Below are 1,429 nucleotides of genomic sequence, written 5' to 3'. Positions count from 1 at the left end.
TTGGTTTCGACGCAAATCGGACATACCAAAACCGCGTCATACCAAGTCGTACCAAAGAGACGACATACCAAAAAGGCGGAGATCGATGAAGGATTCAAGGGCATTCGGACCGGTGCTGCAAAGGCTCACTCCGGAAGAGGCGCGGGACATGGGCGGCCGATACGTGCCCGCCAGCGTGCGGAACACGTTCTGGGGCGTGCTTCCGTCCCGGGCGGACGGCCCGATCGCATCCGTCTCATCCGGCCAGCGGATAACGATCGACACCATCAGCCATGAAGGACTCATGCCGGATCAGGGCTCCGACCCCGTCAGATATTTCGGTTCCAGGGGAATCGGCCGCGGCGAGCTTCTGGAGGACGCCATCGCGATTCCCGCATGCAAGTCCCGCGGCGAGCACGACGGCTCCCACGTCGTCACCGGGCCGATCGAAGTCAAGGGAGCCAAGCCCGGCGATGTGCTGATGGTGTCCATCGACAGGCTTGAGCGCCGCGCCCCATACGGCGTGATCTCCACGCGTCACGGCCGTGGCGTCATGGTTGATTCCGGGCTTGAGGGCGATTACGGCGCGCTGTGCAAGGTCATTTCCGTGGACGGCGCGGCTTTCGGACAGATCGTTCCCGACGGAACGCAGTTCCACGACCAGGCGTTGGACAAGACGGACTATCCGTCCTTTCCTTTGCGTCCGTTCCTGGGAATCATGGGCGTGACGCCCGATTCCGACGAACGGAAGTGCTCCATTCCACCCTATGCGTTCGGTGGGAATATCGACGTGAACGACATGACGGAAGGCAGCACGCTGTTCCTGCCGGTGCAGATCGATGGCGCCGGTTTCTACATCGGCGACCCCCATTACGCGCAGGGCGATGGGGAAGTGGCGCTGACCGCTTTGGAGGCGCCGCTTCGCGCGACGGTCACGTTGACCGTCATTCCCGCCAAGGTCGCTGATGATCTTTTCGGCATTCACGACAGGCCATTCGCATACGCGGGCGGCAAGCTGCTGGCACTGGGGCTTCATGAGGATCTGGACGAGGCGTTGCGCCAAAGCGTGGCGTATTCCATAAGTCTGCTGTCATCGCTGTTCCACCTTCCGAAGAAGGCCATCTACCTGTATCTGTCCGCCGCGGCGGATTTCGATGTGTCACAGGCCGTCGATCTGGTCCGTGGCATCCATTCGCGGATACCGCTGTCCCATTTCGAAGGGCCGGCCGCCGACAATCTTATCGGCTATATCATGCAGGCCGTGGAACAAGCCGTGAAACAGGGCGATTGAAACAAGCCAGGCAACGCCGAAGCGATGCCGAAGTAATGCCGATTGGTGCCATCGGCGGACAAATCCGCCATCGGTGGAACGATGGTGATGCGACGAAACGAACGACAAGACGAACCGAAGACGAGGTGGACGCAGCGTGAAGGAAGCAACGAAGGCGAC

The 1,429-nt window shown here is 60.9% G+C and carries 1 protein-coding gene; it reads left to right on the top strand.

Annotated features, from left to right (window positions below; translation table 11 throughout):
* The first annotated feature begins 85 nt into the window (after positions 1-85).
* Entirely contained in the window at positions 86-1,270 is a 1,185-nt protein-coding gene (locus ACR0P8_RS09750) for an acetamidase/formamidase family protein (RefSeq protein ID WP_432624855.1), read from the top strand.
* The last annotated feature ends 159 nt before the right edge of the window (positions 1,271-1,429 follow it).

Source organism: Bifidobacterium sp. (assembly GCF_050874245.1).
Taxonomy (GTDB): Bacteria; Actinomycetota; Actinomycetes; order Actinomycetales; family Bifidobacteriaceae; genus Bifidobacterium.
The sequence above is the reverse complement of the archived record's forward strand: the minus strand, read 5'-3'. Positions and strand labels throughout refer to the sequence as shown.